Source organism: Paenibacillus favisporus (genome assembly GCF_040545415.1).
Taxonomy (GTDB): domain Bacteria; phylum Bacillota; class Bacilli; order Paenibacillales; family Paenibacillaceae; genus Paenibacillus_AQ; species Paenibacillus_AQ favisporus.
This window is the reverse complement of sequence record NZ_JBEPLV010000006.1, coordinates 33,534-59,374: the sequence shown is the minus strand read 5'-3', so window position 1 is coordinate 59,374 and position 25,841 is coordinate 33,534. Positions and strand designations below refer to the sequence as shown.

The 25,841-nt window shown below is 54.4% G+C and carries 27 protein-coding genes; 7 read left to right on the top strand and 20 right to left on the bottom strand.

Annotation, left to right across the window (positions count from 1 at the left end):
- Positions 1-350 precede the first annotated feature (350 nt).
- From ABID47_RS24210 to ABID47_RS24195, 4 genes are all read right to left on the bottom strand, one after another.
- Complete coding sequence (locus tag ABID47_RS24210) at positions 351-1,232, bottom strand: diacylglycerol kinase (protein WP_076176778.1); 882 nt, start codon at positions 1,230-1,232, stop codon at positions 351-353.
- Between the two features lie 48 nt (positions 1,233-1,280).
- On the bottom strand, positions 1,281-2,060 hold the full coding sequence (locus ABID47_RS24205) for a sirohydrochlorin chelatase (RefSeq protein ID WP_354500536.1): 780 nt from the start codon (positions 2,058-2,060) through the stop codon (positions 1,281-1,283).
- Between the two features lies 1 nt (position 2,061).
- Entirely contained in the window at positions 2,062-2,352 is a 291-nt protein-coding gene (locus tag ABID47_RS24200) for a YerC/YecD family TrpR-related protein (protein WP_076176780.1), read from the bottom strand.
- Between the two features lie 647 nt (positions 2,353-2,999).
- A complete protein-coding gene (locus ABID47_RS24195) occupies positions 3,000-3,236 on the bottom strand; it encodes a hypothetical protein (RefSeq protein ID WP_354500534.1) in 237 nt (78 codons plus the stop codon).
- 236 nt (positions 3,237-3,472) lie between these two features.
- On the opposite strand from ABID47_RS24195, the gene ABID47_RS24190 reads away from it, so the two are divergent.
- Positions 3,473-4,066, top strand: a complete 594-nt coding sequence (locus ABID47_RS24190) for a hypothetical protein (protein ID WP_076176782.1) — start codon at positions 3,473-3,475, stop codon at positions 4,064-4,066.
- 429 nt (positions 4,067-4,495) lie between these two features.
- Here ABID47_RS24190 and corA read toward each other — a convergent pair whose 3' ends face one another.
- From corA to ABID47_RS24170, 4 genes are all read right to left on the bottom strand, one after another.
- On the bottom strand, positions 4,496-5,455 hold the full coding sequence (gene corA / locus ABID47_RS24185; RefSeq protein ID WP_076176783.1) for a magnesium/cobalt transporter CorA: 960 nt from the start codon (positions 5,453-5,455) through the stop codon (positions 4,496-4,498).
- 219 nt (positions 5,456-5,674) lie between these two features.
- On the bottom strand, positions 5,675-6,664 hold the full coding sequence (locus ABID47_RS24180; RefSeq protein ID WP_354500531.1) for an inorganic phosphate transporter: 990 nt from the start codon (positions 6,662-6,664) through the stop codon (positions 5,675-5,677).
- A gap of 16 nt (positions 6,665-6,680) precedes the next feature.
- Entirely contained in the window at positions 6,681-7,295 is a 615-nt protein-coding gene (locus tag ABID47_RS24175) for a DUF47 domain-containing protein (RefSeq protein ID WP_076176785.1), read from the bottom strand.
- Between the two features lie 229 nt (positions 7,296-7,524).
- Positions 7,525-8,637 (bottom strand): DUF3048 domain-containing protein, encoded by a 1,113-nt coding sequence (locus ABID47_RS24170; RefSeq protein WP_354500529.1) that lies wholly within the window; start codon positions 8,635-8,637, stop codon positions 7,525-7,527.
- Positions 8,638-9,119: 482 nt separating this feature from the next.
- On the opposite strand from ABID47_RS24170, the gene ABID47_RS24165 reads away from it, so the two are divergent.
- Positions 9,120-9,665: a DoxX family protein gene (locus ABID47_RS24165; protein WP_105442486.1), complete on the top strand. Its 546-nt coding sequence runs from the start codon at positions 9,120-9,122 to the stop codon at positions 9,663-9,665.
- 240 nt (positions 9,666-9,905) lie between these two features.
- Here ABID47_RS24165 and ABID47_RS24160 read toward each other — a convergent pair whose 3' ends face one another.
- The 3 genes from ABID47_RS24160 to ABID47_RS24150 all read right to left on the bottom strand — a co-directional run bounded on the left by ABID47_RS24160 (position 9,906) and on the right by ABID47_RS24150 (position 12,296).
- Complete coding sequence (locus ABID47_RS24160; protein ID WP_116233601.1) at positions 9,906-10,688, bottom strand: DODA-type extradiol aromatic ring-opening family dioxygenase; 783 nt, start codon at positions 10,686-10,688, stop codon at positions 9,906-9,908.
- A gap of 179 nt (positions 10,689-10,867) precedes the next feature.
- Positions 10,868-11,698 carry an alpha/beta hydrolase gene (locus ABID47_RS24155; RefSeq protein ID WP_076176789.1) on the bottom strand — a complete coding sequence of 277 codons (831 nt, stop codon included), beginning with the start codon at positions 11,696-11,698 and terminating at the stop codon, positions 10,868-10,870.
- A gap of 121 nt (positions 11,699-11,819) precedes the next feature.
- On the bottom strand, positions 11,820-12,296 hold the full coding sequence (locus ABID47_RS24150; protein WP_354500526.1) for a hypothetical protein: 477 nt from the start codon (positions 12,294-12,296) through the stop codon (positions 11,820-11,822).
- 246 nt (positions 12,297-12,542) lie between these two features.
- On the opposite strand from ABID47_RS24150, the gene ABID47_RS24145 reads away from it, so the two are divergent.
- Both ABID47_RS24145 and ABID47_RS24140 read left to right on the top strand, forming a co-directional pair.
- Positions 12,543-12,665: a hypothetical protein gene (locus ABID47_RS24145; protein ID WP_256992987.1), complete on the top strand. Its 123-nt coding sequence runs from the start codon at positions 12,543-12,545 to the stop codon at positions 12,663-12,665.
- A gap of 80 nt (positions 12,666-12,745) precedes the next feature.
- The gene (locus tag ABID47_RS24140) at positions 12,746-13,411 is read left to right on the top strand and encodes a DUF1129 family protein (RefSeq protein ID WP_354500523.1); all 666 of its coding nucleotides are present in this window, start codon (positions 12,746-12,748) and stop codon (positions 13,409-13,411) included.
- A gap of 168 nt (positions 13,412-13,579) precedes the next feature.
- Here the strand turns inward: ABID47_RS24140 and ABID47_RS24135 are convergent, their stop codons facing one another.
- Positions 13,580-14,791 (bottom strand): chromate transporter, encoded by a 1,212-nt coding sequence (locus ABID47_RS24135; RefSeq protein WP_354500521.1) that lies wholly within the window; start codon positions 14,789-14,791, stop codon positions 13,580-13,582.
- Between the two features lie 279 nt (positions 14,792-15,070).
- Here ABID47_RS24135 and ABID47_RS24130 point away from each other — a divergent pair, with 279 nt between their 5' ends.
- Complete coding sequence (locus tag ABID47_RS24130) at positions 15,071-16,012, top strand: hypothetical protein (RefSeq protein ID WP_354500519.1); 942 nt, start codon at positions 15,071-15,073, stop codon at positions 16,010-16,012.
- A gap of 247 nt (positions 16,013-16,259) precedes the next feature.
- Here the strand turns inward: ABID47_RS24130 and ilvA are convergent, their stop codons facing one another.
- The 4 genes from ilvA to ABID47_RS24110 all read right to left on the bottom strand — a co-directional run bounded on the left by ilvA (position 16,260) and on the right by ABID47_RS24110 (position 20,496).
- The gene (gene ilvA / locus ABID47_RS24125; RefSeq protein WP_354501203.1) at positions 16,260-17,540 is read right to left on the bottom strand and encodes a threonine ammonia-lyase IlvA; all 1,281 of its coding nucleotides are present in this window, start codon (positions 17,538-17,540) and stop codon (positions 16,260-16,262) included.
- A gap of 385 nt (positions 17,541-17,925) precedes the next feature.
- Positions 17,926-19,413, bottom strand: a complete 1,488-nt coding sequence (locus ABID47_RS24120; protein WP_354500517.1) for a PH domain-containing protein — start codon at positions 19,411-19,413, stop codon at positions 17,926-17,928.
- Positions 19,403-19,867 carry a PH domain-containing protein gene (locus tag ABID47_RS24115; protein WP_116233594.1) on the bottom strand — a complete coding sequence of 155 codons (465 nt, stop codon included), beginning with the start codon at positions 19,865-19,867 and terminating at the stop codon, positions 19,403-19,405. The genes ABID47_RS24120 and ABID47_RS24115 overlap by 11 nt, the downstream gene beginning before the upstream one ends.
- Entirely contained in the window at positions 19,864-20,496 is a 633-nt protein-coding gene (locus tag ABID47_RS24110) for a TetR/AcrR family transcriptional regulator (protein ID WP_354500514.1), read from the bottom strand. Before ABID47_RS24110 ends, ABID47_RS24115 begins: the two co-directional genes overlap by 4 nt.
- Before the next feature lie 163 nt (positions 20,497-20,659).
- Here ABID47_RS24110 and ABID47_RS24105 point away from each other — a divergent pair, with 163 nt between their 5' ends.
- On the top strand, positions 20,660-20,737 hold the full coding sequence (locus tag ABID47_RS24105) for a putative holin-like toxin (RefSeq protein WP_354501201.1): 78 nt from the start codon (positions 20,660-20,662) through the stop codon (positions 20,735-20,737).
- Positions 20,738-20,914: 177 nt separating this feature from the next.
- Here the strand turns inward: ABID47_RS24105 and ABID47_RS24100 are convergent, their stop codons facing one another.
- Genes ABID47_RS24100 through ABID47_RS24085 form a run of 4 tightly spaced genes read right to left on the bottom strand, consistent with a single transcriptional unit; the run spans position 20,915 to position 25,230 of the window.
- The gene (locus ABID47_RS24100) at positions 20,915-21,472 is read right to left on the bottom strand and encodes a flavodoxin family protein (RefSeq protein WP_354500512.1); all 558 of its coding nucleotides are present in this window, start codon (positions 21,470-21,472) and stop codon (positions 20,915-20,917) included.
- Between the two features lie 41 nt (positions 21,473-21,513).
- Complete coding sequence (locus tag ABID47_RS24095) at positions 21,514-22,617, bottom strand: GerAB/ArcD/ProY family transporter (RefSeq protein WP_354500510.1); 1,104 nt, start codon at positions 22,615-22,617, stop codon at positions 21,514-21,516.
- Between the two features lie 18 nt (positions 22,618-22,635).
- Positions 22,636-23,790 carry a Ger(x)C family spore germination protein gene (locus ABID47_RS24090; RefSeq protein ID WP_354500508.1) on the bottom strand — a complete coding sequence of 385 codons (1,155 nt, stop codon included), beginning with the start codon at positions 23,788-23,790 and terminating at the stop codon, positions 22,636-22,638.
- A gap of 9 nt (positions 23,791-23,799) precedes the next feature.
- Positions 23,800-25,230 carry a spore germination protein gene (locus tag ABID47_RS24085; RefSeq protein WP_354500506.1) on the bottom strand — a complete coding sequence of 477 codons (1,431 nt, stop codon included), beginning with the start codon at positions 25,228-25,230 and terminating at the stop codon, positions 23,800-23,802.
- Positions 25,231-25,397: 167 nt separating this feature from the next.
- Here ABID47_RS24085 and ABID47_RS24080 point away from each other — a divergent pair, with 167 nt between their 5' ends.
- Positions 25,398-25,823 carry a VOC family protein gene (locus ABID47_RS24080; protein WP_354500504.1) on the top strand — a complete coding sequence of 142 codons (426 nt, stop codon included), beginning with the start codon at positions 25,398-25,400 and terminating at the stop codon, positions 25,821-25,823.
- Positions 25,824-25,841 lie beyond the last annotated feature (18 nt).

Sequence of the window (25,841 nt, the reverse complement as noted above, 5' to 3'; positions counted from 1 at the left end):
CTTGTATTCATCAAAATTATATGAGGAATTGAATACCGATCTATGATTCATCCATGTTCCGCATACTAATCCTTGCTCATTCCTTGCTCCACACACTAATCCATCTTCATCCCGCGGGTCATAAGCCCCACAACCCTCTGGCTTCATTTCTTCCCCGCATCCTTCCCATTATAACAGAAAAGCGCACAAAAAAAGTCAAGATGCCCTGCCCCCATCCCTGGCGGATGAGCCGCATGCCGACACCTTAACTCTCCTGCGATGATCCACCGCCTGCTCAGTTTCCCTGCAGCCGGATGAACCATTCTGTTCCTATCCCTGTTGTCTATATCGAAGTATGTCAAAAGCTAGCCTTACGCAAAGATCCGCAAATGCTGCGGCAGCACCGAAAACTGCCCCGGCAACGTTCCGCCAAGTTCCCCGTCCAGGTTCAGCAGGACCTTGCCCGGGGACGTTACTTCCATCGATCTCGTGCGGAAGTAGACGACCTTCTTGTCGTTGAAATGCTCGCCGCGCAGCGCGAGGCTGACCAGCCGCACGAATTCGGCCAGGTTGCATTTCTTGAGGGCGATCACGTCGAGCAGGCCGTCGTCGATCCGCGCGCCCGGCGCGAGCTTCTCGAAGCCGCCAACGGAGTTCGTGTTCGTGATCAGGAAGATCATGAACTCGTCATGGATCGTCTCCTGGCCCTCGGCATTGATGATCAGCTCCTGCGGAGACAGGCTGACCATCTTCTCCACGCCTTTAATATAATAAGCGAGCTGGCCGATCATCGTCTTCAGCCGGCTGGGCACGTCGTATGTCAGCTCTGTGAGCGTGCCTCCCCCGGCGATGTTGATGAAATACCGGTCGTTCGCCTTACCCACGTCGATCGGGCGGGTCTGCTGGCGGATGACCAGATCGCAGTAGTCCTCCCAGTTTCTAGGAATACCGAGTCCCCGCGCAAAATCGTTTGTCGTTCCGACCGGGAACACGCCGAGCGGCGGCAGGTTATCCCGCTCCGCCATGCCGTTGACGACCTCGTACAGCGTGCCGTCCCCGCCGGCGGCGATGATCATGTCGTACCCCCGCTCCACGGCGTCGATGGCCGCCTTCGTGGCGTCCCCTTCGCCCATTGTGGCATGGCAGGAAGCCTCGATGCCGCCCTGATCGAGCCGGTGCAGAATGTCCGGCAGACGCCGGCGCATTTCCTCCCGGCCTGAGGTGGGATTATAAATCAAACGTGCTCTTTTCATACATACGCCACCTAATAAGTTGATAATTTCCGAATAAGCGCCTGTTCCTTACAATGACGCATCAGCATCACGCGCAAGCCAGCTCCGGATCTGCCGCTCCATCCAATGGGTCAGCAGCGGGTGCGGCAGCAGCGCTTCACCTGAATACCGGTAATTTAACCCGTCCAGCCGCTGTGGAATCACCGTCCGGGTGAAATAGCCGTCACTCAAAAAGAGCGGAGCTGCAATCACCTGCATTCCGCGTTCCTTCTGCCAGTATTCCACCTTCGCCCGCACGTTGTCGGGCCGAAGCAGGGCATAGTCCGCCGCGGCCAGGCCGCCGATCGCCCGGGCGCTCTCCGCCAGGCGCGAGAGGCCTTCCTCCCAGCGCTCGCGGAAACCGTCGTGGCTGCTGCCGTGACCAACAAGAATAAGAACCTCCTCGCCGGGGTTCTTCGATTCCGTCTTCACTTTATCCCACACCATGCGGGCCACGTCCGGATCATTGTCGATCGGCTCTCCGTACAGAATATTCGCCCGGATGCGAAATGGCTCCAGGTCCGTGTCGATGGCCGGGCCGTCAATGACGCCGAGCGCATATGCGATTTCATTCACATGGGTGCTGCCCGAAGAGACAAACAGCGGAATCACCAGTATATCCGTTACGCCCTGGCGCTCCAGATCATCGATCCCGTCCTGAATCAAGCGGCCTTCCACGATCTCCAAGAACGAAGCCGCCACAGGGAGTTCTCCCCGCAGCGGCAGTTGCCCAACGGCATCGTCGACCAGCTGGACCCAGGAGGATTCCCTGGAGCCGTGACTGATAACAAGTACCCCCGGTTTGCGCATATTAACGCCCGAGACGCTCTAACGTCATTTTATACCCTTCGTTGCCATAATTCAAACAGCGCTTCACCCGCGAAATGGTAGCCGTGCTGGCTCCCGTCTCCGCCTCGATCTGATTGTACGTGCTGCCCTTGCCGAGCATACGCGCCACTTCCAGACGCTGGGAGAGAGACTGGATTTCGTTGACAGTACACAGATCGTCGAAAAATACGTAGCATTCCTCTACATCTTTAAGAGTTAAAATGGCTTCAAATAGTTGGTCGATGCTTTTATCATTAAGTTTCTTCAGCTGCACTGAAATATCATCCCCTATTGTAACTATTGCCTATTCAGGATTTTGCTCCCGTCACAGGGTCTTTCCACATTTAATATCGGTCAATCCGTGTTCAAATGATAGTCCTCTATGTACTCCCATTGTACCGAGCCGGTATGAACTTTTCAAGCGTTAACGGATTCACGCACTGAAGAGTTGCATGGCAGCAGGCCAAATAAAGCGACATGGATCCGCCGCCCGGTCCCCGATGCCCTTCCACGGTTAAAATGCATAGAACACCACCTTCCACTTGAAAGCGCTTAAATTATACATCATCCAGACGGGCTTGTACATGTTTTGGTGGATCATTTCCAATTCCCGGCATTGGACTCCGGGTTGTGATCACAAGTTAGCGATATTCCTTCTCCCAATCTTCCGCACACGCACCAACCGGGCCGCCGCTGAATCTTGTAGGGTAAGAGGTCTGGGATCCTTGAATGCCGGCTTTTGTGCAAAAGAAAAACCGCCCGATATGGCGGCATGGCGCGTCGCTCTGATGTTGGTGTCCACTCATTCCGACTGGATGGTCCTTCTCTATGTCGTGCCCATTCATTCCAGACCCGAAGCTCCTTCTCTATGTCGTGTCCATTCATTCCAGACCCGAAGCTCCTTCTCTGTGTCGTGTCCATTCATTCCGGATTCGAAGCTCCTTCATTAGCTTGTGCGTTCTTCTCCTTATGATAATCCTCCCAAAGCGGGGCGATGTATCGTTCCAACGTGTTTACGATCTCATTTCTCCGTCCTTCTTCGATATTGACCGTGTCATTTAAAATATCGTTCCGAATCCGGATGAGCACAAATAGTGGAGGTAATGCCACCTCACGCAGCGCCTGAATCATGTGTTCTTCTTGGGTCGAAATATCCATCACGGCATCTTCCTTTTCTGTTTGGGATGAGCTCATTATAAACCGTGACATTAGTGTCAGGGTCAAGCAAAAATAAGCCGCATTCCAACGTTGCCGACCGTTTCTCCGCTGCTTCCGCGCCGCCTGGGCATCCGCCCGTTTCCGCTCCTATCCCTGTCTACCGGGCTAACGTCCATACATTATGTTTGCCCAGCACATACAGTATAGTAAATCATTCCAAAAAGGAAAGTGATACCATGCCTGAGCATTACTACCATAAGTCAAAGGCAAAGCCCAAAGCTGACCACCGCTCGCTGAACGAATTTGCCTCCCCATATCCACCGTCCCCGTATCCCGGCATTCAAGGCTATCCGGACTTTGGAGCACCCGGCGGATTACCCGGAGGCGCTCCCGGGTTTGCGCCTTATTACGGACCTGAAGGGTTGGCAGGTACAGCGGAGATCATCCCGCCAGTATCCGCAGCCGCCTCTGCTGCTCCCGCTGCAGCTGCAGCCGCAGCGGCCGCACCGGTCGCTGCCGCAGCCGAAACCGCCAAAACCGGCTTCTCCCTCGCCCAGCTCGGCGACCTCAAGGGACTGATCGACCGGGTGGGCGGCATCGACGGCATTGTGAACTCCGTCGGCAAATTCCAGAAGGTGATGACCGGTATGCAGCAGATCGCCCCGATGTTTAAACTGTTCGCGGGTCTCGGTAAAGGCAAAACCAACAGCAGCAATGATGGCGAGTACAGACCTCGCCGGAGAAAGAAGTCCAAGAAATCGTCTTCCAAGAAAAAATCGTCGTCGAAGAAGAGCACGTCGAAAAAAACATCCAAGAAGAAGCGCAGCTGACGCCAAAAAATCCACTACCATTGCCGTTTAAGTGTCGAACGAAGCCTTCGTTAGTGCGATGAGCCGGTGTCATAAACCGGTGCCATATCGTACCTCATGCCCTATCGTACTCACCATTCACAATATCGATACCCTCTTGTCGCCTATTTTACCGAAAGAATAACGATGATTCCCTCTTCGCCACCATATCATGCCCAAAGAACATACAAGCGCCAGGTCCCGGCTCAGAAGTCTCTCCACTTCCGTGCTTGGCCTGGCGCATTCCGTTCTTCCATACGTTGTCTTGTCCTGCCGCCTGTTCTACTTTAACATTCAATTGCATAACCCATCCCGTTCCCACTATAACATTCTTTTGGCATGATGCATTCCGTTCTTCTTTAACCTCCTCTTAGCCTGACGCGATTCTTTAAATCCTTTACCGCTCTATTCCTATTTGAACCATCCGCGCTTCGTGAACCACAGCACCATGCCCGCCCCAAGCAAGAACATGAGCAGCATGACGGCGGGGTAGCCGTACTTCCAGTTAAGCTCGGGCATATTGACGAAGTTCATGCCATAGATGCCGGCGATGAGCGTCAGCGGCATGAAGATGACGGTAATGACCGTCAGCGTCTTCATGATTGCGTTCGCCCGGTTGGAATTGAGCGAGATGTAGCTGTCGCGCAGGTCCGCGGTCATTTCGCGGTCGGCCTCGATCATGTCGGTCAGCTTGAGCAGATGGTCGTAAATATCGGCAAAATACACTTTGTGCTCGCTGTTGTTCTGGACATGCTGGGAGTTAACAACCCGGTACAGCAGATCGCGCATCGGCACGATTGTCCGCCGCAGCTTCAGCAGTCGGCCGCGCAGGTCGAACACCTGATTCATCAGCTCCTCGACCGACTCTTTGCCGCCGCGGTTCTCCAGGTCGGCCAGCTCATCCTCGATTTTGTACAAACTCGGAAAATAGCGGTCCACCAGGTGGTCCATGATCGTATAGGCACAAGATACCGGGCCGCGCGCCCAGATTTTGCGGTCATGGGCATGCTGGAGGATCTGCTCCCAGGCGTCGTCGACGACCGGCAGCTCTTTGAGATGAAAGGACACGAGCAGGTCGTGCCCAAGGAAGAGGTCCACTTCATCCACCCCGAGGGTATCGGGATCAAGCGCATGCAGAACGAAGAACTGCAGATCCTCGTACATATCCAGCTTCGGCCGCTGCAGCACATGCATGCAGTCCTCGACCGCCAGCGGGTGAAAATGAAAATACGTATGTAAAAGGGCGGATTCCTCTTCGGTCGGACCGTTGAAATCCACCCACATCCAGGCATAGTCCTCCATCCGGGCTTCTTCCAGCGAAATTCCCGTCAGCACTTCATGGGTATGGGTAATGGCAAGCGTGCGTATCATCGGCGTTCAGCGAAGCTCCCCTCTAGCGGCTTATGTTGCGGCTCCGGCAGAAGCGGAGCACTTTATATGTATGTTCTGATCTATCTTAGTATTGTACAGCATCCGTTCGAATGAAGTCACGCCGGCGATGTTTTTGCGCAACAAAAAAGCCAACCCTTTGACGATTGGCCCCCACTCTACTCCAAATGTGTACATCTATATATATGAGATTAACCACGATTAGAAAAAGATTTTAAAGATAATGCCCGCCAACACCGCTGAAATCGGAATGGTAATGAACCAGGTGATGACGATTCTTCCGGCCAGCGACCATTTCACTTCGGAAAAGCGCTTCGCGCTGCCGACGCCGAGAATAGCGGACGTAATTGCGTGCGTCGTACTGACTGGCAGGTGCAGGAGCGTTGCCGTAAAGATGACGGAAGCGGACGAGAAGTCTGCCGCAAAGCCGTTGATCGGCTCGATTTTGAAAATTTTCGTACCCATCGTCTTGATGATTTTCCAGCCGCCGATGGACGTGCCGAGCGCCATGGAGGTCGCTGCAGCGATTTTAACCCAGAGCGGTACTTCCAGCGTTTTCAAATGGCCCGATGTCACCAGTGCCAAGGTAATGATCCCCATCGCCTTCTGCGCATCGTTGGTGCCGTGCGTGAACGACTGCAGCGCCGCCGTAATGATCTGCATAAACCGGAAGCCTTTATTGACCGTATGCGGGCTGCGTTTGGCAAAGATCCACTTCAGAATCGTCATGACGATATAGCCGATGACAAAAGCGATCAGAGGGGATAACAGCAAGCCCTCCACAATTTCCGTAAAACCGCTCCACTTGATATGGCTTGCGCCTGCTCCGACGTACACCGCTCCGGCCAGCGCACCGATGAGTGCGTGCGACGAGGAGGATGGAATGCCGAGCCACCAAGTGACGAGGTTCCAAATAATCGCCGCCAGCAGCGTGGCTATGACGACTTCGAGCCCGTTATTCAGCGTCGAGGGGTCGGTGACACTGCCGCCGATTTTCTTCGCGACGCCCGTAAACATAATCGCGCCGACAAAGTTCATGACCGCCGCCAGAAGGATCGCCGTCCGCGGCTTCAGCGCCCGTGTCGATACGGACGTGGCAATCGCGTTCGCGGTATCGTGGAAACCGTTGATGAAGTCAAACGCCAGCGCCAGAATGATGACTATGGTAAGTACAAATAATGATGTCTCCATGTGTCTCCAAAACCCCTTACGAGTTGCTCATAATGATCGATTCCAGCATGTTGGCCACGTCTTCGCAAGCGTCGGTGGTCGTCTCAAGGCGTTCGTAAATTTCCTTGCGCTTGATCAGCTCGATCGGATCGGTCACTTTCGCAAACAGCTCTTTAATACAAATACGAAGCAGCTCGTCGCCCTGGTTCTCCAGGTCGTTCAGGCGGATCGTATATTCACGCATGGCCAGCAGCTTCTTCTGGGACAGCAGGTGGATCGCTTTCTGAATTTCATAAGCCGACTGACGGAGAATTTCCGCGAATTGCACGATATACTCATCCGGATCCGGGAGATGGTACATGTCGAAACGGGAAGCGCAGGCCTCCAGCCCGTCCATCACATCATCCATGGTGGTTGTCAGGTCCATGATGTCGTCACGTTCGATGGGCGTAATGAATGTCTTGTTGAGTTCTGTAATAATCGTGTGCGTGTAATCGTCACATTGCGACTCGAATCTCTTCATTTCGTTGGCAAAAACAAGCACATCTTGCAGATTGTCCACATGCTGGGCGAAATAATCGGCAGCCTGCACAATCGTATCGGCCATATTCTCCAGGGTTTGGAAAAATATGTCCTTTTTCTTCAATCTCATACGATAACCCCTTTACATAAGTTTGCATAAACACCGCAAAAACATGAGAATGACAACCCTTGTTATCTTATCAATCCGTCCTACGGTTTGTAAAGATAAGCGGCTTTCAATTTTAATGCAATGTAAACTCGCTGCCGAATTTATATATTAAACTTACCCATTCCCTGTCAAAATATCCGGTGGAATGGCAATTCCCGCAAGGATTCGCCATCCTTCCCCTATTTTTCCGTCATTTGAGAAGCTGAAGATGGCTGTCGAAAGATGGCGCATTCGGCACGATGTTAAAATACGTGGTTCCCGGATAGAGCGGCACCTCTTGGCCGTCTTTTACAAAGCGGATGACATCCCCTTTGGCGCGCACCCACTTGCCCTCCAGCACCTTGCCCCGCTGCAGCAGCACGGCCTTCCCGCCGGAAGATACATCGATGTCCAGCCGGCCCACATCGTCCAGCACCTTCTGGTCGGCACCCAGCACGATGACGTTCGCCGCGGTCAGCTGCTCGTTGTTGTTCAGGTCGATATGCGGCTTGCCGTTAATGAAGCGCTGATAGAGCTTGGTGGCGGTATCATATTTATAGGAAACTTTATAGCTCTGGAGCAAAAAGATGACGTCGACGCCCGCAGCGTCCTCACCCTCGGGAACGCTGTCGTCCGCCGGATCGTGAAAAGGATACGACTTCAGCTCCACATGCTCCGCGTATCCGCGCTTGTCCGCTCCCTCGCGCAGCTTGTCCGCATTGGAGTACAGATTGTGCGGCGCCTTGCGGCTCTTGTCGCGCCAGAAGTACGGCCCGGCGTTGCTGATCTCGTCCAGGTCCTCCTTGTGCTGGCGCTGGATGATCGCGTAGGCGTCGTTGCTGCCCCCGGCGTGCACCAGCACGCCGCCGTAGCTCTCGCCCAGATCGATCAGATACGGGCGGATGCTGCGGATCGGCCCGATCGTCTCCTCGGCGCCCCGGCTCTGGAAGATGCCGATCAGCCGCGTGATGCCGCCCTCAGCCAGCACTTCATAGACGATGTCGGCCTGGCTCAGGCCCGACTGCGGCCGTGCCGCCGGCGCGTTGTTGATCATCACCGCCAGCGGCCTCTTGTCTGCCGGCTGCTCCACCGGCAGACCGGTCAGCGGCGCCGTATAGGCCGCCGGCTCCTGCTCCGCCGCTTCCGGCGGCGCGGTCTCCTCCGGCGCCGGCTCGTCCTGCGCCGGCTGCTGCTCCCCGGCGGCGGGCGGCTGCGGCGCCTCCGCCGCTTTCTCGGTGCAGGCGGCCAAGAGCGAGCCGCTCAGCGTCAGGCACAGCAGCGTGCCTGCCAGCCTCCTCCAGCCTGTACTCCACGTATCGTTCATTCGCTTGGATTCATCCCTTCATCGTAAACTCCCGGTCATCCCCTGCTGTCTTTGTGTGGCTCGTCCACACATGCTTTCCTTCCATTTAATCACAAAAGGGCGGCATCTGTCTGTGTTTTCAGGCAGATTGGGTGGCCGACGGACTCGCACTAGCGGGCGTTTGATCCTGATCCCATGCAGATTGACGGACCACACTGCGGCGGACTACAGGCATAACCTGAGAGACACACGAGGGAATGTACTCCGGGTACGGCTACATTGAAGGTTATTTATTTTTTTCGACTGCTAAAACATCCCGTTTTTCGGATAAATCCAGCTTAGCGTCCGAAGCTTAAACATAACTGAAATCTTTTTCGTATTTTGTTGGATGTGTGATGTATATCACAGTTGTTGTGAAATTTTTCACTTATAATAAAGACATCAAGGATGATCATCTTACAAAAGCAACACATCCCAAAGAAATTAAAGGAGTGGAACAAATCATGTTCAACCATTGGCTTAGAAATCACAAAGTAGCAAGCTGGCTGCTGACCATCGTCCGGATCTACCTGGGGTACAGCTGGATCAAGGGCGGTATCGAGAAACTGACCGGAGGCTTCGATGCCGGCGGATTCCTGCAGGGGGCGATTGCCAAAAGTACCGGTGATCACCCGGCCGTTCAAGGCTGGTGGGCAGCCTTCCTGGAACACGCGGCCCTGCCGGGCGTCAAATTCTTCAACGTCCTGATCCCGCTCGGCGAAACGCTGGTCGGCCTGGGGCTGATCCTCGGCACCTTCACCACCTTCGCCGCCCTGATGGGTATGGTGATGAACGCGGCGTTCCTCTTCTCGGGCACCGTAAGCACCAACGCACAAATGCTGCTGCTTGAAATGTTCATCGTCGTCGCTGCCGCCAACGCCGGCCGCATCGGTCTGGACCGCTGGGTACTGCCTTACCTCCGCGGCTTGTTCCACCGGCATCATGACGGCATGGATCCCACGCCGGCACCCGCACCAGGCATGAATGGCAAGAGCAAGGGCGCCGCTTAACTTCAGGAGCAAGCGGACGGCCCGCAACCAGCACCGTCCACTCGGCTGAAGCGCGAATCCCGCGGACGGCCGGATGGACGGATGCGGACCGCCGCTTTCCCCATATACTGTTTTTGAACGTTCCCCCGTTCAAACAAGAAACGAGCCGGCAAGGATGCCGGCTCGTTTATATTTCACAGGACTTTCGGCGCTCGCCGGTCCACTTCAATATGCAATCTTGCTGCAAGCCTTCCGTTCGGTTCAAGACCCGCCGAACATCCAGCAGTTCAGGCTGAGGCTTCCATATTGGTACGTCTGGATCAGCCGTTTGGCCTTCGCCTCGTCGCTCGCTGCGCCCATCGCGTAGAACAGCGGAGCGAAATGCTCGGTCCCGTAGGACGGAACGGCTTCGCGCGCATGCGGTGCTTTTTTGTCGTAGTTAAACAGCTCTTTCAGGTTCCAGGTCTCCAGATTCCGGGCAATCCATTCGTCGAATTCGACCGCCCAGGCTTCCGGTTCATCCGTCTGACTGATCAGCCGCAAGTTATGAACGAGGCCGCCGCTGCCGATGATCAGCACGTTGTCCTGCCGCAGCTCCTTCAGCATCGCGCCAATGGCGTACTGCTCCTCAGGTGACCGCCGTGAATCCACGGACAGCTCAATGACCGGGATATCCGCGTTCGGGTACATTTTGCTCAGGATGACCCAAGCGCCATGGTCCAGACCGCGTCCCAGAACGGGCTCGTAGTGCAGATTGCCTGCTTCGAACAGGCTGGCGATTCTTTGAGTGACGGCTGCCGACCCCTTAGCCGGGTAGCGGAGCTCGTACATCGCATCAGGAAATCCGTAAAAGTCATGCATCGTATCGTGAGATTCGTCCACTGTCATCGATTGCTCAGGACTGTCCCAATGTGCCGAGAAGACGACGATGGCTTCCGGGGCAGGCAGCTCCCGTCCCAGAGTCTCCAAAAACCGCGAGTACTCGTGATCCTCCAAAGCGAGCATGGGTGAACCGTGGGCTACAAATAGTGCTGGTAATGTCATCGATGTCAACCTCCACACGCCAGTATACGTTGCTGTTTCTATTGTACCGTGTATGCAGAGAGATTTCCAATTTCCGCCCGAACATACGGTCCGCCCGCCTGCCTTGGATCGCCGCCCCGCCTCGTTATCCACGCCTACCAACCTGGTGTCTGCCCCAGATAACCGAACCTCGTAACGTTCTAGATCATCCAGTGCTGCCATTCCTGTTGAACGGCTTCCTGGTCGTTCAGCCACTCCTTCGTGCAGTGGATTACCTGTCTGCGGTGAGGTCCGGAGGAATACGTATGGTCCGCCTGGAAAATGATCTCCTTGTCGCAGCGGCCCTCGTTGCGCATCCAGAACACCTTTTGATACAGGAACGCATAGTCCACCGGGATGGTGTCGTCCGACGTTCCATGGATGATGAGCACGTCGCCGCCGAACTTCACCGCTTCCTGCAGCGGCTGATACTGTCCGAGCGAGTCGAAGAATCCCGGGGTGAAGTCATAGCCCAGATAATCCGAGTACCCGGATTTCACCGCGGTGTCGTACACGTCTCTGCCGGTGATTTTCAAAATATCGCTGAGCGGATATCCGACCGACGACCACAGCACCAGGCTCTTGACGCGGCGGTCGCGGACAGCCGTCAGGATGGCCACCACGCCTCCCAGGCTGTGCCCGATCAAGGTGACGCGCGTCGGATCGACATCCACGCAGCTCATGCCGTAATCGAGCACCGTCCGGGTCTGGGCGATCATCGACTCCAGCCCTTCCATCCCGTAGCTCCCGCTGCTCTCGCCGCATCCGGCATAGTCAAAGCGCAGCACCATGTATCCTTCCCGCGCCAGCTCGCGCGCGGTCTTCACGAACAGCCGGTCCACGCCGATCCGGCTCCCGACGAACCCGTGGCAGATGATCACCAGCGGGACGCGGTCCTTGGACCGGCCTTCCTTGCCTTCCTGTTTCACCGGATAATGCAGGCTCGCCGCCAGCTCCTCCTGTTCGTGCCGGATCGTAATATTCCGCTCCATCATAACTCCTCCGTCCCCGTAAAATTTATATATTGATAATTCCGATAAGTTTAATGTGATATCGGAATTTATCTTATCACCACGGGGTGGAGAGTGTCAATTGAAAAAGCGGCTTATGCCTCTATTCGTAACTGCGGCGGAACATCGAATGGGTTTCCTCCCGGCCTTCCCAATCGGTCAGCAGGCTGTTCTCCGGACTTACTTCCAGCACGTTCTGCGGATGCCAGCTGCCGCGCTCCTCCCTGGACTCCGGCTCATTAAGCCAGCCGTAAGCTTCGATCGGCTCCTCGGCCATTTCGCTAGTGAATGCGCCCGCCGTCCGAGGCCCGATTCCGTTATCTTCGGCTGCCGGACCTACGCCCCGCATGCCGTTGCCGACATCGACCGGGCCAACGCCCCGAAGCTCGTGATCGCTGATGCGATTCGCTTGCCCAGCCTCCTGCCCGGATACAGACGGCTTCCCGCCTTCTTCTCCCTTTGTCCGTGCCTGTTCGGCCGCTGCTTCGGACCCGTTCAGTGACCCCAGCGCGGCCATTTCCACGATCCATCCTCTGCTCTTGCTGTCCCACACATATTTCTGCTTAAAATTGTCGCTCACGACAAGGTCACCCCCTGGTCAGATTAAATATTTGGTGCATATTGACCTATTGTCACGCGCATCCGGGCGGATTATTCGGCGGGCGTTAAATGTTCACAAAATGGAGGGAGACGGGAGACTACTTCTGGGCGGTGGAGCGTTGCTATGGACCATTGCTGCACCTCATATCCCCCTTGCCTGCATGGAAAACAGACGCGCGGCAGAAACTAGGTCTACTTATCATTTTTGCGAGGGGATGGATCATCCATGTGGGACCATGTCATGACGTTTGCCCAGGAAAAACCGCTGTCGATCGTCCTGATCGTCTGCGTCATTATCGCCATCATCTATGTGGCGGTGCACTATGAAATGCTCTTTTTCAAGGAATAGAGGGGCGGTATCCCTTGAAGGCTGCCTTGCAAACGGCCGGGGCTGTTCCTATACTTGTGGTATATGGAGGAGCGTACAGAATGACGATCAAGCAAATGATTCAAGAAAATAACCGGCTACGCGAACGCATGACCCCCGCGAACCGGGATTACGTGGAGGATGTCATCATCGCGGTGCGCAGCACCCGGGCCGACCGGCAGCAGGCCGAGAAGAAGCTGCTCGAAGTGGCTTCGGACGTGCTGAAGGCCCAGGAAGCCGGCCGCACGGCATCCCAGCTGTATGGCGAAGATCCGGCAGCCTGTGCCCGCAGTATCGCGGATGCGCTGCCGAAGCGTAAAGCCATCGAGGGAGCCGCCTATTACATCATGATTCCTTGGGCGGCGTTCACATTTCTGTTTTTGGTCGAGGCGGTGTTCGGACTGGTCGCCGAGTGGAGCGGCTATGCAGGGGAACCGATCAATCGGATCAGCCTGCTGGCACTGATCGTGTTGGCCGCAGGCTCGATTCTGCTGACCGAGCTCGTCACCAAGACCCTGAATAAACCAGGCAGCGATGAGGGCTCCGGCAAGCCCAAGATCGATTTAAAGGCGATCGGGGTGTACTTGATCATCCTGATCATCGTCATGATCATCGGGTTCTCGATGCGGACCATGCTGCCGGTCTTCACTGTCCACCCATGGGTAAGCCTGGTGATCGGATTGGTCGGGCTGGCCGGGCTGCGGTTTATCTTTCTAAGAAGAGGCTGATTCGGCAAACGAGGTTGGCTGGACAAAGGCGCTTTGGCCCAACGTTTACGGATAGCCCGAACATAGCGAAAATCCCCTTTAAGCAGGCAGGTGCTGATGGCAGCGCTACGCTTGCTCGAAGGGGATTTTTCGTTTTTGGCCATATATACGACAGCCTCTAAGATCCACTCATATCCATCCGATAATCATTCCGGCTAACGCACCTGCAAGAACGACAACCCAAGGCGGGAGCTTCCAGAAGACAAGCAGGATAAATAACAATAGAGCCAAGGCAAAATCAACCGGTGCCGTAATGGCCGTCGTCCAGATCGGAACATAGAACGCCGCTAACAAGATGCCGACTACGGCAGCGTTAATCCCAATTAGCGCACCTTGCACCCTGGGGCTGTTTCGGAGGCCGTTCCAAAACGGCAGCGCTCCGGCAACCAGCAAAAAAGCAGGCAAGAAGATAGCAGCTGTCGCTACAATTGCACCTGTGATTCCGCCTGACATCGCCCCGAGGTATCCTGCAAAAGTAAACAGCGGGCCGGGAACGGCCTGTGCCGCCCCATAACCGGCAAGGAAGTCTTCCGGACTTACCCAGCCCGTCGGCACAACCTCGCGCTCCAGCAAAGGCAGTACGACATGTCCGCCGCCGAAAACCAATGACCCCGAGCGGTAGAAGCTGTCGAACAGGGCCAGCCATTGGATGTCAAACATTTGTCTTAAGAGCGGCAGCGCAGCGAGCAAGCCGAAAAACAAAACAAGACAGCCGATCGCGAAAAGTTTGCCCACCGGCATCCGCAGGCTCTGACTGCCAGGATCCAGACCCTTTTTGTACAGCCACAGTCCTAGTATTCCAGCTGCGGCAATGATGAGCACTTGAGTATAGGCTGTCGGCCATAATAACACAAGCGCAGCAGCGCCAACGGCGATCGTGACCCGGGATCGGTCCGGGGTCAGCTTTTGGCCCATGCCCAGCACAGCCTGGGCTACAATCGCGACAGCCACGATTTTAAGCCCATGTATCCAGCCTGCATTCGCGATATCGAAGCCTTGAAGCAATAAGGCGAACAGAACCAACACGATCACGGAAGGCAGCGTAAAGCCCAGCCAGGCCATCACACCGCCCCACAGGCCCGCCCGGAGGATGCCAATTCCGATTCCGACCTGGCTGCTTGCCGGACCGGGCAAGAACTGGCAGAGGGCCACAAGATCCGCATAGGCTTTTTCGTCCATCCACTTCCGGCGCCGAACGTATTCGTCATGGAAGTAACCCAGGTGGGCGATCGGACCGCCAAAGGAGGTCAGGCCTAATTTGGTGGAGACGCGAAGCACCTCCCAGAGTGAGCCTGGTTTTGCATTGGTAGCTTCTAAGGTTTGTTGTGGTTCAGGTTTCAAGCCAATCGCTCCCTAGCGTTATTTTTGGGGTGCTTGCTTCCGGCAAATCAAATCCATCATACTCGTTATATGTTGTATGTAGATTAATGGAGTATCAAAAGATTCAAAACAAGCGAGAAAAAATACGAATCCCTGATATTAGTTCTATGGAATAGAGTGAAATTCCCCTGTCTCCAAAATCCATCGCTAAAAGTTTACAAGTCGGAAACAAGTTGAGATCAAAGCGAAACAACCTTCGGGTAATATGTTCATATACCAAACAGGAGGTTGAACACACCTATGAAAAAAACAGTTACCGCGGCCACAGCCGCTGCCCTTATGATTGCCCTTACCCTGCAAACCGGAGCCGGAGCGGTTCATGCAGCCACGGCGCAGCCTGCCGCTTCCAAATCGGCAGTTTCTGCCGCCGTCTCGGCCAAAACGAAGCACGCCAACGCCATTTACAACCACATGATGGAGCTGCTGAAGAAACCGGCGAAGCAGGCGGAAGCACTTGCCTACATGGAGAAAAACATTTATCAGGTAACGCCGTATCAAGCCATGCTGATGGCTCTCAAGATGGAGAATGCCGAAAACGCCAATCTGGAAGCACGGAACCAGAAATTTTACAAAGACAATGTACAGCGCAGCCTCATGAAGCTGATGAAGCAAGGCGACGACCTGACTTCCCTGATCAATAAGACGAGCGACAAAAACCTGAAAGCCCTCTTCAAAGGCGCCCGCGACAGCGGCTATCGTCTCGAAACGGCTGAAGGTATGTTCTACCTGGTGCTGGACTACCCACGCTTCCAGAAGGTTCGCCCTTACGTAACCAACGATATCAAGAGCTATATCGATATCATGACGGCGGAGACGAAAAACCGCTTTGCCAACGACGCGGCGCTGTCGATCAGCTGGCAGGAAGTTATCAAGCGTGCCCAGATCCAGGAAGCATTCGTGAAGTCGTATCCGAAATCCAACCGTGTGACCCAGGTCAAAGCGCTGTACCAGCTGTACCTGTCCATCAGCATGAACGGCCTCAACAATACGCCGATGTTCGACTATGACAGCAAGAAAATCGATCCGAAGGCCAAAGCCGCGCTGGAGGCTGCCGTCAGCAAAGGAAACCCGGCCACGAGCGGCTACCTGAAACGCATCAAGGGATTCCTTGACGTCGTGAATAAAAACAAAGACACCCTGACGCCGGAAGTCCGGAACTACATCCATTCCGCGCTGAAATAATGCCGTTCGTTCATCAGACGAAACTTTTATCGGCTGAATCATCAACCGGATAAAAAATCGTCTATCGACGTACATTCTCCGAAGCTGATCCTTTGTCATATTTAAAAATAGAAAAGGGAGACCGCTGCGTTGGTTGCAGGGTCTCCCTTTTTGTCGTTTGGGCGGGCGGAAGCGGATTGCTCCCACGTTGCACGGTGCACCAAGGGGCGAGAATATCAGCATCCGCCGCCGGCGATCGGCCGCTCTATTAAATCAGCATGTTATACAGGCTGGAATCCTTGTTCAGCTCCGTATATTTGAGACCTTTCCGGTTCATGCGCTCGATGAGCGGCTCATAATCCTCGCGGCTGTTCAGCTCGATGCCGACGAGCGCCGGTCCGTTCTCTTTGTTGTGCTTTTTCGTATACTCAAAGTTGGTGATGTCGTCTCCCGGCCCGAGCACGTCCTCCAGAAATTCGCGGAGCGCACCGGAGCGCTGCGGGAAATTGATCATAAAGTAGTGCTTAATGCCTTCGTACATGAGCGAGCGCTCCTTGATCTCCTGCATCCGGTCGATGTCGTTGTTACCGCCGCTGATGATGCAGACGACCGTCTTGCCGCGGATTTCATCCCGGTACAGGTCCAGCGCCGCAACCGGCAGCGAGCCTGCGGGCTCGACGACGATTGCATTTTCGTTGTACAGCTCCAGGATGGCCGTGCAGGCTTTGCCTTCCGGCACTTTGACGACGTCGTCCAGCAGGCGCGAGCAGATGTCGTACGGGGTGTCGCCCACCCTTTTCACGGCTGCTCCGTCGACGAACTTGTCGATCTCGTCCAAGGTGACAACGCCCTTCTGAGCCAGCGCCTCACTCATCGATGCTGCGCCTTCCGGCTCGACGCCGATCACTTTGGTCGCGGGACTGACCGTCTTGATGTACGTCGCCACGCCTGCCGCCAGTCCGCCGCCGCCAATGGTGACAAATACATGGTCTGCAGCCGAATCCAGGCTTTCCATCACTTCCATCGCAATCGTGCCGTTCCCTGCAATGATCTTAGGCTCGTCAAACGGATGGATAAACGTCATGCCATCGCGGTCGCAGGCCTTGATCGCCTCTGCGTAGGCATCGTCAAACGTGTCTCCGGTCAGAATGACTTCCACGTTGCTGCCGCCAAAGCGCTTGACCTGCTTCACCTTCTGGTTCGGGGTCGTGCTCGGCATGTAGATTTTCCCGTGAATATTCAGCGCATGGCACGAAAAGGCCACACCCTGCGCATGGTTGCCTGCACTCGCGCATACAATCCCCTTCGCCAGCTCCTCCGGCGACAGGCTGCGGATCATATTGTAGGCCCCGCGGATCTTGAAGGAACGCACGACCTGCAGATCCTCCCTTTTCAAAAACACGTTGCATTCGTATCTCGCCGACAGGACCGGATCCCGCTGCAGCGGCGTCCGAACGATAACCTCCTGCAGCACGTGATGCGCCCGGACGATATCTTCCATGCTGACGGTGCGGGGCTTGTCTGCCGCGCTTTCTCTTTCAGCGTTCATGACGGTGACTCCTTCGGCCCCAGCTGAAGGCTGGGCCTGCGTTTCCTTACCGGTATCTTTCATCTCTTGTTCTCTCCTCACTCCGCTAGCCCTCTTTTTAAACGGACGTTTTTATATTACTCAGTAACTTAACGCTTTTACGGCTTTTTTTCAAGAGGCTCTCTCCCGGCAGGCGCCTATTTTTGAAGATTATAGAATTTATAAAATTCAGCGAAGCTGAACCATTCTATACTCGCAAGAAAAACTTCAGCTAACCGCGGTCTGTCTTCTTTGAAAGTACGTCGATAGACGTTTTTCTTATGGCGTTTTTCCCTAATTGCGCCAACAGCCGGTTTGATAGCAAAAAAAAGCCCTCCCACCCGCTTCGCGGTGGAAAGGCCATCAGCTACTGTTTTCCGGAAAGCCAATCGGTGAGCATGTCGACATCGGAGGCCGAGGCATGCCGCAGCGAAACTTTGTCTCCGGATTTTCCGGACGCTACCGCCACTTTCAGCGTGGCCAGCTCTTTTCCCGCCTGGAATGGAGTCTGCGAGGTTTTGTGCCACTGTACCTTGGAAATCGGAATCAGCACGGTTTTCTCGGAAAAGCTCCCATAGCGGATGTGAAGCTGGTTCTCCTCCCTGCTCCAGGCCGCCCTCCGGTATTCCAATGATGACGCTGCCCAGGCAAAGAGGGGAAGAACCCATGCAAGCCACCGCCAGAAGCCGGGCGCGAGCAACCAGGCAGCTGCCGCCAGGATGATACAGATGAGAACAGGCAGCACGGTGTAAGAACGGTAAGATTTACGGCTGACCGGGTTCCAGGTCTGCGGCAGGCGGAATCCGGGCAGAAACGCTGCCAGCCGCAGAGGAAGCTCGTCATAACGGACAAGCGGAAACAAATCGACGGCCTTTTTCTCCTCATCCGAGCTGCCTGCGATGACCATCCGAACCGAAGCCCGGCGAAGCAGCTTGTGCAGCGGGTTCTGGGTAATGCGGATCGCCTGAATCCGGTGCGGCTTGATGACGGTTCTTTTCTTTTCCAATAAGCCCCGCTCGATGGTTAACGTACGGCCCTCGGCCTCAACCCGAAAGCCATACTCCAGTAAGAAGGCGCCTGCAAACGCGAGCAGCCAGGAAAGGATCGCAAGGATGACGACGAGTCCCGGGATTCCGAGGACCATCAGCCGCGGGGACAGCTGATCCCATATCGGCGTATCCCTCACCCATTCATCCCACAGCTTCAAGCCTCCCCCTACGATCACCATCCAGAGGATCGAGAATTTGCCGCTCGTTGTACTTAAGATCAGCGTTTGGCCCAGTGACAGCCGCATGCTGTTCAGGGGAGTAGCGTTCGGCCGTTCAGCGTGAACGGGGGAATCGCCGGACGTGTCAGACACCGCCTTCTCCGGGTCTGCCATGCCGATCTCTCGCTGAATCCGGGCGGCTTCCGCGGCAGAAATCGAACTGAGCACGGCCTCCGGCTCTTCTTCACCCCCGGACGTCTCCATTTCCAGGCGAACGAGCCCGAACATTCGATCATACAGGCTGACTGTGATATTCAGAGATTGAATGCGTTCCTTGGTGATCCATAGTTTTCGGCGGACCCACAGCCCGTGTTCCATATAAAGGACGCCGTCCTCCACCCGGTACACAAAACGGCGCCAGCGCAGCCAAGCGAACACGATCAGCATGACCGCAGCAGCCGCAATAACGCAAACGGTCAGCACGACGCGGTCGATCTCTTTTCCAAATACACGATGGATCAGAAAAATACAGAATGGAATCAAAGGCAGCAAGCCCGCCAGTTCCTTCCCGGAATGAATCAGAAAGTACAGAATGGATACGGGATGCAGCCGCCGGTTGGCCGGCAAGGGTCCTGGATTAGAGTTCACCGTCCGTACCCCCTGCCCAATCCGAAATCTGCTTGCGAATATTCTCAGCTTCGTGCTCTGACAATGCAGGAATGCGATGGCTGCCGGCTGCGGTGGAGAACGTGACGGTGGACAGTCCATAGATCTTCTGGATCGGCCCTTGCTTGGAATCCACATGCTGAATACGCACCATCGGGATTAACGTTTTCCTGCGCACCCAGACGCCGTGATTCAGCTCTACGTTCTTTTCCGTAATCTCATATCGCCAGAACCGGTACAACAAACCGGGCAGCACCGCCAGCTCAAGCACGATAAACAACAGAACGGCGGCCGCACTCCATCCCGCAATCCAGACGGGCCAGCTGTAAGCCATTGTCAGCCATAGAAGCGCGATAATCAGCACGACACTGATCGCGCTGGCGATCCACCCCTCCATTCTTCGCGCTTTCACCGCCCTCGGATCGATCCGTTTCATGACTGCTCTCCTCCTTCCGCAGACGAATCCGCTGGATGAGAGGGACGGTGGACGGCCGATAGAAACAGGTCGGCAAGTTCCGCCGCGTATCCCGAAAGGTCCAGGCCGGGATTGACGAGCAGCTGGCTTGCGATGCCGTCAATGGCGCTGCGGATGGCCGCAGCAGTCACACGTGCGGACCGTTCGGTAAACGGCTTGAACTCTCCGGCTTCCTGTCCCCATCGCAATATTTCGATAAGAGGCTCCAGGATCAAGTCATCGGCGGCTCCTCCGAATCGAAGCTTTCCGTCCGCCGTGCGCGCATTCGTGACAACTTCCGTTAAAGCTACGATATAGTCACGGTGCCCGCCCATAAATTCCAGGTTCGACTCGATATAGGCCTTCAGCATCCCGCCTGGTGTCGTTTGTCCCTCGACTCTTGGAGACATGAAGCGTGCTCCGGCATCAAAGACCTCATGGACGATTTGCTCCATTAACTCATCCTTGCTGGCAAAGTGGTAGGTGAACACGCCTTTGCTTACACTGGCACGCTTGACGATTTGTCCCACCGAGGCCTGGGCGTAACCAAGCTCGGCAATCGTATGGATCGCGACCTCCACGATCTGCTGCCTTCTCTTTGATTGTTCCATGGACTCCTCTGCCCCCTATTGGAAATCACCTGCTTCGTAGATTTCGAGGAATCGTACGACTGTACTAATTAGTTTAGTACGGGTGTACTAAGCTGTCAATGTCAAAACGATTGATGCAGCATGGAACCGCCAGAAAATTGGTGACTGGGGCAACTGAGGGCCTATACAGCTTGAAGAACTCACTATCATGTTCGGGATTTTCCTGGTAGCGTTACTCACTTACATCGATAAACGAAAATAACCCACTCTTAAGGTCGGCACCTAAGTGGGTTATTTTCAAGGTCAAGCTTGATCCTGGAGGGAAATCCCACTCAAGATGTTTGTGCTAGGGAGTAGCCTGGGCCGGCTGCTCCTTATTTATTGTTATCTTAGCATACGGCAAGATATACCACAAGCTATGCAAATTGAAAAATATGGCTTATTCTTGCACCTGCCGGATCAGACGGTCCCGGAGCTCATCCGCCAGCTTGATCGACGCGGTATCGTGGATAACCGCCCCCGGCCGATTCCCCTCGCCCAGAATATAGCCCCCAAACTTCGTTCCGAAGAAGCCAAATATATACTGAAACTGCTGAATCAGCGGCAGTCCTTTCAGCTGTGGATCGTCGCCGCCGACCGCAATTACATAAGCGGTTTTGGACTTCATCGATTCCCGGAAATGCGGGCGCTGATTGTCCCTGAGCGTTTGGGACCAGCGATCGATAAAGTTTTTCATATGACCCGACATGCCGTACCAATACACCGGCGTGGCAAAAATCACGGTATCCGCGGCCAGCACGCGGTCAATCAGCCCGTTATAATCGTCGCCCACGTCCTGAAACCCCTGCTCGGTATGTCGAAGATCCTCAATCGGTTGAACCGTATACTCTTTCAGCACAATCCGGTCCACACCGGCAAATCCCCGGACGACCCGCTCGGTCAGAAGCTCCGTATTCCCGTCTGGACGCGTACCCCCATAAATGACAGTGATGCTCATCGTATTTCACTCCTTGACGTTTAAAATGGAGCCATCCACATTCAGGTCTGCTCACTCCACCATTTTTTTGACCGTATTCGTAACATGGCCACGATCCCATAATACAGTGGAATCAGCTCGATAAAAATCCACACCAGCACCGTAATAAAGGAAAAATAGTGTTTCTGGTAGACAGACAAGTGGTAGGCGTAATAAAACGCAATCCCCGCCGAAACGAGCGTCAGCGAAGGGACGATGATTCCCTCTCCTTTTCCTTTCGTAAAATAGGACATGCACTTGGTTCCGGTATATATCAAAAAGGAGCAATGGATCAGCATCGAAGCCGTCCATACCCCGATCATAAATGGGGCGGAGTTTTCCAACAGGCCATCGTCTATTTTGCCTCGGATAATTTCGAGGAATGGATATTGGATCTGCTTGGCATAATGCGGACTGAAATTAAGCAGCGTAAACATCCAGCCTGACAACAAGACTAAGGAATTTCCAACCGATGCAACCGCCAGCTTGGCGAACGTCCCTTTGCCGAATGTAAATTCCGGAGCAAGAAACAGGAAGACCACCCACTCGCTCACGACCGAAAACGTAGCCATTGTATTGCTGAAAAAAGTAGGCAGGTCAAAGTAATGAAAAAAAGCCGGAAGCATCTGCACACTGGCGTTTTCAGCATAAAAATAGGTGATCAGCAGCGTGGTTGCAAAGATCAGCAAAAAAAGGCCATCCGACATGTAGACAAGCGTTCTTGCCCCCAATCGGACGACGTAGAGGATCACGAGGCTGATGATGAGCTGGATGAACCAGGGCGGGGTTCCTTTCAAGTAATTGGTCCCGAAAAACAAGACGAAGCTTTGGATATCGTAGGAGGCGTAATATACCGTCCATGCAAGCAGCATAACAACGAAGGCTCCATGTATCCCTTTACCCATGATTCGGTTTCCGAAGGTGACCCAGGAGGAAGCGGGCTGAAGCTTGCCGACATAGACCACATAGAACAAAATGATGAAGCCCAGGAGGGACCCGAACACGATGCCCGCAATTCCTTGATAGCTTGACGTGGATACCAGCTCTGGAATAAGGAAGATGGACGCCTGGGAGTTAAAATAGACAAAGGCAAATCGGGCCAACCTCCAGTTGTTGTTTGAAGTCATTTCGCCTCGCTCCCCTTCTCAATATTCTTTCCCGTAATCGTCCAGGCTCAACTTGGTAACTACGCGTACCTCGGCATCCTTCTTATAGTGTTCCGGCCATTTGCCTTTCACCTGCTGCCAGTACTGCGGGGCGTTCCATTCCAGAAGAAACCCGAGCTGAAGCACATCGGCTCCGATTTGTTGAGAGTAGGCAATGCTCTTCCTGAAGTCTTCGGAGACGGTTTCTCTCATTTGGTTCATGATGGTCCCGCTGACGTCCTTCACGAAGCGGTGAGAAGCGTCCTTTTTGGCTATGATGCTGGCCCTGCCTTTGAGATGAACCGTGAAAACCGGGCCGTTTGGGGTCATTTTGACCGAAGTTTTGCCGTTCGTATAAGTGAATTTAAGATCTGCTTTGCTCTTGCCGTGATCCCAGTGAACGGAATAAATCGGAAATTTGAGATGCCCATAGGCCCAGGCGATCGTTTTGGCTTCTTCATAGGGGAGCGTGCCCTTCAATCGGCCTTGCTGAAACAAAGCCGCCCCTTTAATTCCCGTCCACGTTTCGCTTTTATGAGCATCGGCGGCGGAATGGATCTTGTCGTTCTGCAATAAGGTGGCGGCGTATCCCAAGCCTGCCGCGTCCGCGACGAGACAGTCCTTGATGGTCGTATTCAGCATATAACCTTGGGTGGCGAAGCTTAGCAGCACCGTGGTGGGCAGCTGTTCAAAAATCGGCGTCAGATGTGCGGCATCATCCAGCTTACCGGAAGCAACTAACAAGTATGCCCCGATCGGGACATCGGGTTCCCTCTTGATCCATTCCAGAAGATCGCCGATGCCCTCCTCGCCGTATTGCTCGCTGATCATCACGACTTTGATTTCGGACAGGCTGAGCTGGCGCGACAAATCTTTGTGGATATATTCCAGCGCCTTGCCGATGCTCGTGGATTGCTTGGTGATTAAGGAGTAGGGCTTATCCTTGCCGCCTCCCCCGCCGCTTAACTGGTCCGAATCCAGGCGGTTGGTCAGAGGCGTGCTGATCGAGACCTTCACCGTTCCGGGTTCTTCGCCGACATCGATAAACACCCCGTTTACGAAAATACGCTGATCCAGCTCGACTTTGGACCAGCATCCAGTGATGCTGCACAATATGATGACCATCAGCCCAATTTTCAGAAATATCGTTTTCATAGAAATGGATTATCTCCTCCGATGCCGGATTCTCGAAAAGGCGCTGCTGCGTTTGTTCATCAAAGGTGATGACAGCCGCAACAGCGTGTCTTTCCAATCGGACAGGACGAGCGGTGCGACCGGCTGCAAATATGGGGCCCCGAAGGACCTTAAGTGCACCAGATGCGCGTACAGAACAAAAGTACCTGCGAATATTCCGATCAGCCCCATCGAACCGCCCAAAATGAGAAACGGGAAACGGAGCATCCGAAAAATAAGCCCCAGCTCCAGATGGGGAATGATATACGATGCCACCCCTGTGATCGAAACGACGATGACCATGGGAGCGGAAACGATGCCTGCCTGAACGGCGGCTTGGCCAATGACGATCCCCCCGATGATCGAGACCGTCTGGCCGACAGGCTTCGGAATTCTCATGCCCGCCTCCCGCAGCGCTTCAAAGGTCAGCTCCATAAGCAGCGCTTCCGTTAATGCCGAGAACGGGATGCGTTCACGGGCGGATGCGATCGTAATCAGCAGATGAGCCGGCAGGACTTGAGGGTGGAACGTCGTAATCGCTACATACAATGAAGGCAATAAGATCGACAACAGCGAAAAAGCGAACCGGACCATGCGAATCCAGCTGGCAGCAAAGGGACTCTGAAAATAATCCTCCGAGGCCTGCAATAACGAAAACAAGGTGACCGGAGCGATCACAGCATTGGGTGCCCCATCCATCAAAATGCAGACGCGCCCTTCGAGCAAAGAAGCTGCAACGGCATCAGGCCGCTCCGTATATTGAAATATCGGAAACGGCGTGGAGCTTTCCTTGAAATGTTCCACTACATAACCAATGCCGAAAATCCCATCGATGGATAGGCTTTGCAGCTTGCTGTCGATTTCGGCTAACACTTCGGTTTTGGGCATTCCCTCGATATAAACCACATAAACCAACGTGTTGGTATAGTCACCGACGATATATTCCTTCATCTTCAGCTTCGGATGCCGGATCTTATGGCGCAGCAGGGACAGGTTGCTTTGGATATCCTCGATAAACGCTTCTTGCGGACCCGTAACGACCAACTCGTTTTGCGATTCCGCAATCGATCTTTTCTGGTACTGTACGGTGTCAAAATAGTAAAAATCGTCCGTTTGATCCACATGCAGGACGGCCTTCCCTTGTACGATCAGGACGGGGGCCTCTTCAGGGTCGGAAATGGCATGATAGACGACCGGAAACGCGGTTCCTTGCTGCAGGTTACGGCGAAAAGCATCCCAACTCCCCGTCCGGCTTTCGGCCAGCAAAAAACGGGCGATGTTCTTTTGAAGCATCGCTTGGTCTACAATGGAAGGTATATAAAATAACGTACAAGTTCTACCGTCGATGAGGAATGGCTGGCAAACCAGATCCGGGGAATCCTTCAGCTGCTGTTTGAGGATATCCAGTGCGGTTCCCTTCATAGTTTCCACCTCTTGTGTACGTTGATCGGTTCTCATATCATGCCAGAAATGAAGTAAAATTATTCCTTAATGATGACAATCAAGCTGTCACCAATGCATTGCTATAATCTAAAGTACAAGCAGAAGACATCGCACACACTTTAATCCAAGAAGGAGGATGTAACACGATGAAGCCAAGTATATCCGTTTTGACCTTGGGGGTAGACGACTTGGAAAGGGCGCTGGCCTTTTACCGGGATGGCCTGGGGCTGCCTACGGAAGGCATTATCGGAACAGAGTTCGAGCACGGCGCGGTCGCGTTCTTTGACCTTCAGGCAGGCGTGAAGCTGGCTGTCTGGAAAAGGGACGACCTCGTCCACGATGCCAACATCGAGCACACGGCCCCCAGCAGTGCGGAGTTTACGATCGGCCACAACGTTACCAGCAAGGAAGAGGTCGATCAAGTGATGGAGCAGGCGCGTCAGGCGGGAGCTACCATCACCTCACCCGCGCACGATACGTTCTGGGGAGGGTACTCCGGTTATTTTCAGGACCCCGACGGGCACCTGTGGGAAATCGTCTGGAATCCCGCTTGGGAGTTTCCGGAGGAGTAAAGAGAACGAAATTCCAAC